We start from the raw sequence: 8901 nt of genomic DNA, 5'->3' as shown, positions 1-8901 counted from the left end.
TCTACCTCGATGCTCGAAAATGATCCTATCGAGTGTCCAAGTTGATTAGACCACCGCAGTCATGGGTGGACTGACCCAGAAGGACATCAGGATCCTCACTGCCTATGCGGATTCGGGCATTCGGGAGCTCTACTGGAACTATCTCTCGCAACTTCCCGGTACAGACGGGTATGGAACACTGGCGTTGGGCGTTGTGCGCAACGACAGCCTGCCTGGGCGGGTGGCAAACAGCTACGCACAGGAACATGCGCGAACGCAGCACGACGATGGTTCACGCTTCCCCAATGCGGTGTTGAGTGAACGGCAATGGGAAGCCTTCGGACAGAGTCTGCTCAAGCAGGACCTCGTGCTGCGGCAGTACTGGTCGCAGCAGCAGCGCCCGGAACTTGCCTTGAACCTGCCCGGCAAGGATGTGATGACCGCGCACGACCGTGCGTTCGATCAGCATCACTTCGATCCCAACTGCTGGACACCCCGCGTGCTCCTCCAGGCCGCTCTGGAAAAGAGTGGCCCGCAGAAGCTGGAGCAGATCTGGACCAACATGCTCGACAACGATGGCGTAGGGCTTCCGCGGGTGGGAAGTACCAGCCGCGATGCGTTCACCCAGATGGGGTTGAGCAAGGGAAGCCAGTACATCGGCACGCTGGCGTTCCATGAAGTAACCCAGGCACTGGGCGGCCGCTCTTCGGTCGATCCCAACGTCATCGGCGGCTTCAACGACTACGCGCTGTACTTTGAAAAGGACGGCAAGTGGGCCAGTGTCACCTCCGGCGGCGGCCACAGTTCGCTGCGCGAGATCACTGATCCTGGCCGCATCGCTGAACTCAACGACGCGCGTGAAGTCCGCCTGGAGCGGCAGCAGAAGGCCACCCAGTTCCACCCGGAAGATCCGTACCGAACCATCACACGCAGCCCGCTCACTGCATCGGTTGACGGCGTGCCCGACCTCCAGCGCGGCGCGACGCGTCTGGCAGATATCGGACCGGGCCACGTCGATTACGGCCTGTTGCAGCAGGTCAGCGGGCATGTCGCCGGCATCGACGCAAAAGCAGGCCGGACGCCGGATGAAAGCAGTGAGCGACTGACCGCCAGCGTGATGGCCCTTGCCCGTCAGAACAACCTGGACCGTGCCGACCATGTGCTGCTCAGCGCGCAGACGGCGGACAACCCTGCGGGCCGCAACGTGTTCGTGGTGCAGGGTGATATCAACGACCCGGCGCACCTGAGGGCTTCCATGCCCACCGATGTGGCGGTGCAGACGCCGGTGGAGCAGTCGTTGCAGCGACTGGAGCTGGCCAGCGCGGAACGGCAGCAGGCTGTGGCGCAACGCCAGCAGCAGGAACTGGACAACCAGGTGCGCGAGCATCCGCAGATGCGCATGGCGTAGTGCGCAGCAGGGCGGGGCAGTGGGGCGTTCCCATTGCCCCAGCAGTAGTCACTTGCCCGGCGCATCCGCCGTCTGCGCAGCCACCATCGCCTGCTGCATTTCCTTCAGCGACAGATAGCCATCGCCGTCTGTATCCAGTCCCGTGAAGTACTTCGCGATCTCCGGCACCACGGTCGCTTCTTCCTTGCTGATCTTCCCGTCCTTGTTCTTGTCCATCGCAGCGAATGCGGCATCGATCGAGTCTGCCTGCTTGCTGAAGCGCGCCTGCTGATAAGCGCTGAATTCGGCCTTGTCGACGCGACCGTCCTTGTTGCTGTCCATCGCGGTGAACGTGGAATCGATATAGGCCTGTTTCGGGTCGGCGGGCGTGGCCTGTGTAATCAGCGGCATGGCGCACAGCGCAATCAGCAGGGCGGTCTTGTTCATACGCATTGCGTGTAATCCTTCAATGAGGGGAGATCAGCGGCAGGGGTAGGTGTAGCCATCGCGGTCGCGATAGCTGTCAGTGCGGCGGTCATAGTTGCCGTAGCGGTTCATGCAGTAGTCGGCGCGCTCACGGGTCTCGCGTTCGCGCTTTGCCGCCGCCGCGATCACGCCAGCCACCACGGCGGCACCTACTACGCCCACCACCACACCTGTGGTCTTGGCGTCGTGCCGGCGCTCACGTTCGCGGTCGCGTTCCCGCTCGCGCTCCCGGCGCTGCCAGTCATCGCGTTCGCGGTCGCGATAGTCCTGGTTCCACTGTGGGTTGTAGCGGTCGCCACGCTGCGCATGGGCATCGCCGGAATACGGGATCAGCACCAGCAGTTGTGCGGCTGCTGCCAGCAGCAGCGCAGTTCTTCCTGTTTTCAGAAACATCGTCCAGCTCCTGTGCGGACATCGTCGGTAGCTGCAGTACACACCGCAGACATTGCGCGAACCTGCCGTCATCGCAGGCAATTGCCACGACTACCGGACCAGCGCTTCCACCGGGTCCAGCTGCGCCGCGCGACGTGCAGGAAGGAAGCCGAATCCGATACCGATCAGGCTGGAGCACGCGAATGCCGCAATGATCGAGCCCGCCGAGAACACCAGGCTGAAGCCTACGTCGGCCAGTGCCAGCACCGCGCCCAGCAGCAAGGCCACAGCAATGCCCAGCATGCCGCCGAGCAGGCACACCAGCACCGACTCGATCAGGAACTGCTGCAGGATGTCGCTGCGACGCGCGCCCACGGCCATGCGCACGCCGATCTCGCGGGTGCGCTCGGTCACCGATACCAGCATGATGTTCATCACCCCGATACCGCCCACCACCAGCGCGATGGCGGCAATGGAGCTGATCATCATGGTGAGGATGCCGGTGGTCTGTTCGATCGACTGGCGGATCTGTGCGTTGTTGCTCATGTAGAAGTCGGTGCTGCCATGGCGGCGCGTCAGCAAGCGCGCAATGGCCTGCTCGGCCGCTTCCATGCTGATCGCATCGGATACGCGCACGGTTATGCTGGACACATGGCTCTGGCCGAGCATCCGCGCCATGGTCGTGGTGTAGGGCATCCACACCCGTAGCAGCGAGGCATCGCCGGCCGCGCCAGCGTCCTTCTTCACCACACCCACCACGCGCACCGGCACGTTGCCCAGCAGCAGGGTCTGCCCGATGGGGTTCTCGGCTGCGGCGAAGAAGCGCGCACGCGTGTTGGCATCGATGATCGCCACCTGCTGGTAGCCAACCACACCCGGTGCGCCAAAGAAGGCGCCTTCCCCCAGCTTCAATCCATGTACGCGGAAGTACTGCTCGCTGACGCCCTGTACCTGCACGCTGGCCGAACGGTTGCCGCGCAGGGCGGTGCCCGTGGTGGCCACGCCAGGAGTGGCACTGTCCACGAACGGTTGCCCGGCCAAGGCCACGCTGTCGCCAGGAGTGAGGGTCTCCACCCGCGCCGCGTGCAGATCGCCAAAGCCGGAGCCGGGATAGATCTCGATGGTGCTGGTGCCCAGTGAGGAGATGTTGGACAGGATGGCCTGGCGCGCGCCCGTACCCAGCGCGACCACCGACACCACCGAGGCGATGCCGATGATGATGCCGAGCATGGTCAGGAAGGTGCGCATGCGATGTGCGTTCATGGCGCGCAAGGCCATGCGGAAGGCTTCGGCGAAGCGATCGCGCACAGCCTGCCATCCGCCACCATCATTGGGCTGCGGCAAGGTGGTTGGCGCCACGGCCGTTGCCGACGCGGTAGCCGTGGCACGATCATCGACAATCCGCCCATCGCGGATCTCGATGATGCGCTGGGCGTGCTCGGCCACGGCCATGTCGTGGGTCACCAGCACCACCGTGTGGCCTTCGGCATGCAGTTCGCCGAGGATCTTCATCACTTCCTTGCCCGACTGTGTATCCAGCGCGCCGGTGGGTTCGTCAGCAAAGATCACCGCACCACCATTCATCAGTGCGCGGGCAATCGACACGCGCTGCTGCTGGCCACCCGACAGCTCGCCGGGCAGATGCTGCATGCGTTCACCCAGGCCAAGCCGCGCCAGCAGTTCGGCCGCCCGTGCGTGGCGCTCAGCGGCGGGCATACCGGCGTAGATCGCTGGCACTTCCACATTGCTCAACGCGGTCAGGTCGGTCAGCAGGTGGTAGCGCTGGAAGATGAAGCCGAAGTGTTCGCGGCGGAGCTCGGCCAGCTCGTCGGGCGACATCTGCGCGGTTTCCCTGCCGGCAATCTGGTACGTGCCCGCAGAGGGCCGATCAAGGCAGCCGAGTATGTTCATCAGCGTGGACTTGCCCGAGCCCGACTGGCCGACGATGGCCACCAGTTCACCGGCGCGGATGTCCAGGTCCACACCGTCCAGCACCACCAGGGTCTGTTCACCGGCGGCGAATTCACGGCGCACCCCACGCACGCTCAGCAGTGGCTCGCTCATGGCTGCGTTCATCGGGGCTGCGTGGGCGCGGTGGCGGCTTCGTCGCTGGCCTGCGCCAGCACCACCTGCTCGCCTTCCATCAAGCCGCTGCGCACTTCCACCTGGATCTGGTCATCCAGTCCGATGGTGATATGCCGCGCCACGGCATGCCCGTCTGCGCCACGCACCTGCACGGTGTAGCTGCCGTCACCAGCTCGCGCACCCAAGGCAGCGGAAGGGATGGTCAGCACGTTGTGGGCACGGCCGAGTACGATGCGTACCTGCGCGGTCATGTAGCTGCGCAGGCGGCCGTCGGTGTTGTCCACGTCGAATTGGCCGTTGTAGTACATGGCCGTACGGCTGCCAGCGGATAGTGCGGGTGACGCGAGGCTGGACGTATCTTCGTTGGTGATCGATTCGGGCGCTGGCGCGATGTCGCGCAGGGTGCTGCTGTAGCGGCGGCCCGCATCGCCCAGGATGGTGAAGAAGGCCTCCTGGCCGACCGTGGTGTGCACAACATCGGCCTCGGAGATCTCGGCATAGACGGTCATCACGTCCTGGTTGCCCAGCATGACGATGGTCGGTGCGCTCTGCACCGCATTCACCGTCTGCCCCTGACGGGCGACGACCGCCAGCACTGTGCCGTCCGTGGGGGCGGTGATGCGGGTGTACTCCAGGTTGGTCTGCGCGATGTCCACCTCGGTCTGCCGCTGCACGATCTCACCGTCCAGCGCGGTGATCTGTTCGCGGGTCGCGTCCACCTTGGCCTTTGCAGCATCGAAGTCGGCACGTGCCACCAGCTGTGATGCCAGCAGTTTCTGCTGCCGCTGCAGGGTCAGTTCGTACTGGCGCAGATCGGTGGCCAATGCATCGCGGTTGGCGCGTGCGGTGCGCTGTGCTGCCTGCGCACTCAGCAGTGCATTGCGTTGGGTACGCGAATCGATGTCAGCAATCGGATCGCCTGCCTTCACCTTGTCGCCCAGCTTTACGTGCAGTGTTTCGATACGACCGGAGACCTGCGCGCCCACGCTCACCAGTCGCGATGGCTTCAGGGTGCCGGTGGCCTCCACCACCTTTTCGATGTTCCCACGCACCACGGGCGCGAGCTGCAGCGGTGGCGGCGGAGCGGGTCGCAGCCAGAGCCACGCGGCAATGGCAGTGCACAGTACGGCGCCAGCGATGATCAGCGGTCGGCGGTGTTTGCGCGGCGCGGTGCTCATTCGCACAGCATCCAGAAGGGGCAAGTCATTGGTGGTCCTCGCGGCAGGAGAGACTCACGCGCCGGGTGCCGCGCGTGGATGGCCGTCGAGTCTCGATGCAATGGGTTGCGTGAACCTTGCGGTGCTGCCGTGGTTGTCAGCCCACGGCCATGCTGCTGAGAAGCGCTACTGCGATGAACTGCAACGCGCTACCCACCACCAGCAGCACGTTGCGCAGGCGGTCGGCTGTCACGCGTACGCTGCAAAGCTGACATAGCCCGCCGATTACCAGCCCTGCGACAGCGAGCATGCTGATCGGCTGCGTGTGCACGCCTTGTATCGCCAAGGGTACCCACGCGCTGCCCAGCATCGTCCAGGCCGCGTGCCTGTCGATGTAGCGCAGAGGTACGGGGAGCAGCCGCGATGTGGTTGATCGCCATGCAGACAGCGCATGCAGCGCGGCATGCGCGACGACGAAGAACAGCACGGCGCTGGCCATGGCTGCATGGGCATGGCGTTGCGTCGAGATCACCAGCGCACCGCCCGGCAGCAGCAGGAACAGCACGGCAAAAACACGCATCAGCGCGTCCGGGCGATTCGTTGCGGGTATCACGCGCAACCAGCGAGGCCAATGCGGCAACGCGCGCATTCGATCAGCGCGCGAACGCCGATTCCAGACAGCTGCGGTCAAACCGGATGTAGCCGGCGTCGCGCGGAATCGGGCAGAAGAGGAGGGTGGAGGAACTCCTTCGGTCACGTGCAGGCTTCCTGTCAGGATGGAACGCGATGGCATCAAAGATGTCATCGGCCCGATGCTGCGCAGCGAACATTGCCGCAACCTTGCCCTGCGCCGCTGCCTGCTGCGCATGGACAGGCGGCAGTCACGGATGTGTGGACGCCTTCAGTGCTCTGCCGCTGGCGCTGAGGCAACACCCGGATGCAGAGGAAACTCGACGCGGATCAGCGCGCCACCACCGGCGGCATCCAGAATCGTGACGTGGCCGCCGTGACGGTCGATCACCTGCCGCACCAGGTTCAGTCCCAGGCCCGCGCCGGTCTGGCGGGGACGCAGCCGCTGGAACGGCTCGAACACGCGTTCGCGCTGGTCGACCGGGATGCCGGGGCCATCGTCTTCCACTTCCAGGCAGCTGCCCTGCACCCGCACGATGATATGGCGGCCACCATGCTCGGCGGCATTCAGTACCAGGTTGGAGATCACCCGCTCGACCGCGCCGGCTTCGCCCAGCACCGGGAAGTGTGGCTCCACCGCCACTGCCACGGTCTTGTCCGACTGGATCAGCAGCGGCGCCAGATCGGCCGCCACCCGTTTGGCCACCCGGGCCAGGTTGAGGGTTTCCTTCGGGCCGTCCTCTTCCATGCGATGCAGGTCCAGCAGCTGCTCGGCCAGCGTCGCCAGACGCGCGACTTCCACGGCCAGGCTGCGCGAAGTCGAATCATCAGCGGCATCGATCTTCACCCGCAGGATCGCAATCGGCGTGCGGAGCTCATGCGCCGCTGCGGCGATGAAACGGCGTTGCCGCTCGTGTCCTTCATCCAACCGGCCCAATGCATCGTTGACGGCGGTGACCAGCGGCGCGATCTCCACCGGCACGGCGGTCTCGGTCAGGCGGATGCCGCGGCGGCTGGCCGAAATATTGCGGGCTTCCTGCGCGATGCGTTCGACACCGGCCAGTGCCCGCCGCACGATGATCGGGGTCAGGATGATGGTGGCCAGGCCCAGCAGCAGGAAGATCGGCAGGGTGATGATGTGTGCGGCCAACGCCATCTGCATGGTCAGCGAATCGGTTTCGCCATGGGCCATGATGGTCAGCTTGCCGGCCGGCCCACTGTGCTGGCGTACCACCACCGCCAGCCCATCGCTGCGATCACGCCCGCGCAGGTCGCCATAGGGGATGCCATCGAGGGCGCCGACCAGCGAGGCATAGGCCGGTGGCACATGGCCGAAGGTGACGTGGTGCCCATGCTCGTCCTCGGCGATGAACCACGCACCGGGGACGATCTTCAGCAGTTCGGCCAGCTCCGGCGTGTGCTGCACGTACAGTTCACCATTGCGGTCGCGGTGCACTGCCTCGGCGGCCACCGGTGCGAAGGTCTGGATGGTGTAGTAGCCACCGCTGTCGGCACGAACCAGCACCATCAGCAGGGCGAAGAACGCCACCAGCAGGGCCAGCAACTGGTAGATCAGCGTCTTGACGATCAGCGGGCGCTTCAACGACGGGCGACGGGCCATCACTTGCTTTCCCGCATCAGATAGCCCACCCCGCGAATGGCGTGGATCTCCACCCCAGCATCGGCATCAGCCAGCTTGCGGCGCAGGCGCGAGACATGCGAATCCAGCGTGTTGGAATGGATGCCGTCGTCGAAGCCATACACCGCCATCTCGATGGATTCGCGCAAGACGGTGCGGCCCAGGCGCCGTGCGAGGGCGGCCAGCACCCGGATCTCGCGACGCGGCAACTCCAGCCGCTGGCCGCCCACACTTGCCTCGCCCGAGGCGGGGTCGAACACCAATCGGCCGATGCTGATGAACTCCACCTGCAATCCGCTTGGGCGACGGCCCGCAGCACGGATCCGTGCGAACAGTTCCTCCAGCGCGAAGGGTTTGGCCAGGTAGTCATCGGCGCCTTCATCCAGGCCGGCAATCCGGTCCGGCAGCTGGCCCAGCGCGCTCAGCACGATGATTGGCACCCCGGGATTGCGCTCACGCAGCAGGGAAATCAACGCCAGGCCATCGCCATCGGGCAGGGTGCGGTCCAGCAGCACCAGATCGTGCAGGCCGCACAGGGCTGCCTCCCGGGCGAGTGCCAGGGTATTGGCCAGGTCCACCACGTAGCGCTCGCGCTGCAGGGCAGACTTGAGGGTGGCGGCCAGTTCGGCTTCGTCTTCGATCAACAGGATGTGCATCAGCAGGGCTTGGGCAGGAGGGGGCCGTAGAAGGGCGGTTCGGCACGCGCCGGCACCGTATTACAGGAACATTGCGTGAACATGGCGTGCCTCCGCATCTGCCGGAAGGCCATGGCGGGGCGCGATGAAACCGAGGGTGCGGCGCAAGGTTCACGCAATCCAGGCGCTCCAGCCTTGGCGCCCTTCGCAGTTCCCATCCCTGGAGTCACCATGAAGTTGTTCGTTCCGCTGCTGTTCCTCGCCACGCTGACCGGCTGCACCACCGCCAAGATGACGGTCACTCCCGACGGCCGCCGTGGCGTTTCCATCGACTGCAGCGGCTCCAGTTCCTGGAGCGGTTGCTACGAGAAAGCCGGGCAGATGTGCCCCGGTGGCTACGTGGTCTTCAGCAAGGATGGCGACGAGGGCAACGCCATTGCGGTGGGCAACAAGAACGGCTTCACCTCCACGCAGATGGCCACGCGCTCGATGCTGGTGTCCTGCTCCGGCTGACGATCGCCGCGCCGAGCA

General features: G+C 65.1%; 10 protein-coding genes. 2 read left to right on the top strand and 8 right to left on the bottom strand.

Going from position 1 to position 8901, the window contains the following annotated elements; genetic code table 11:
* Positions 1–61: 61 nt before the first annotated feature.
* Positions 62–1387, top strand: a complete 1326-nt coding sequence (locus HFK18_RS18910; protein ID WP_180167430.1) for an XVIPCD domain-containing protein — start codon at positions 62–64, stop codon at positions 1385–1387.
* Positions 1388–1435: 48 nt separating this feature from the next.
* Here HFK18_RS18910 and HFK18_RS18905 read toward each other — a convergent pair whose 3' ends face one another.
* The 8 genes from HFK18_RS18905 to HFK18_RS18870 form a co-directional block, all read right to left on the bottom strand.
* The gene (locus tag HFK18_RS18905) at positions 1436–1813 is read right to left on the bottom strand and encodes an EF-hand domain-containing protein (protein WP_180167480.1); all 378 of its coding nucleotides are present in this window, start codon (positions 1811–1813) and stop codon (positions 1436–1438) included.
* Positions 1814–1846: 33 nt separating this feature from the next.
* Positions 1847–2245: a hypothetical protein gene (locus tag HFK18_RS18900; protein WP_180167429.1), complete on the bottom strand. Its 399-nt coding sequence runs from the start codon at positions 2243–2245 to the stop codon at positions 1847–1849.
* A 90-nt stretch (positions 2246–2335) separates the two neighbouring features.
* Entirely contained in the window at positions 2336–4300 is a 1965-nt protein-coding gene (locus HFK18_RS18895; RefSeq protein WP_180167428.1) for a MacB family efflux pump subunit, read from the bottom strand.
* Positions 4297–5487: an efflux RND transporter periplasmic adaptor subunit gene (locus HFK18_RS18890; protein ID WP_180167427.1), complete on the bottom strand. Its 1191-nt coding sequence runs from the start codon at positions 5485–5487 to the stop codon at positions 4297–4299. The genes HFK18_RS18895 and HFK18_RS18890 overlap by 4 nt, the downstream gene beginning before the upstream one ends.
* Positions 5488–5623: 136 nt before the next feature.
* Complete coding sequence (locus HFK18_RS18885) at positions 5624–6115, bottom strand: hypothetical protein (RefSeq protein WP_240196639.1); 492 nt, start codon at positions 6113–6115, stop codon at positions 5624–5626.
* A 4-nt stretch (positions 6116–6119) separates the two neighbouring features.
* The gene (locus tag HFK18_RS18880; RefSeq protein WP_180167426.1) at positions 6120–6296 is read right to left on the bottom strand and encodes a hypothetical protein; all 177 of its coding nucleotides are present in this window, start codon (positions 6294–6296) and stop codon (positions 6120–6122) included.
* A 71-nt stretch (positions 6297–6367) separates the two neighbouring features.
* A complete protein-coding gene (locus tag HFK18_RS18875; RefSeq protein WP_180167425.1) occupies positions 6368–7717 on the bottom strand; it encodes a HAMP domain-containing sensor histidine kinase in 1350 nt (449 codons plus the stop codon).
* Positions 7717–8391 carry a response regulator transcription factor gene (locus tag HFK18_RS18870; protein WP_180167424.1) on the bottom strand — a complete coding sequence of 225 codons (675 nt, stop codon included), beginning with the start codon at positions 8389–8391 and terminating at the stop codon, positions 7717–7719. Before HFK18_RS18870 ends, HFK18_RS18875 begins: the two co-directional genes overlap by 1 nt.
* A gap of 210 nt (positions 8392–8601) precedes the next feature.
* Here HFK18_RS18870 and HFK18_RS18865 point away from each other — a divergent pair, with 210 nt between their 5' ends.
* Positions 8602–8883, top strand: a complete 282-nt coding sequence (locus tag HFK18_RS18865; protein ID WP_033831436.1) for a hypothetical protein — start codon at positions 8602–8604, stop codon at positions 8881–8883.
* Positions 8884–8901: the final 18 nt, after the last annotated feature.

The organism is Stenotrophomonas sp. SbOxS2, from assembly GCF_013416715.1.
Classification (GTDB): domain Bacteria; phylum Pseudomonadota; class Gammaproteobacteria; order Xanthomonadales; family Xanthomonadaceae; genus Stenotrophomonas; species Stenotrophomonas lactitubi.
Note: the sequence above shows the minus strand (reverse complement) of the source record. Positions and strands in the feature narration are given on the sequence as shown.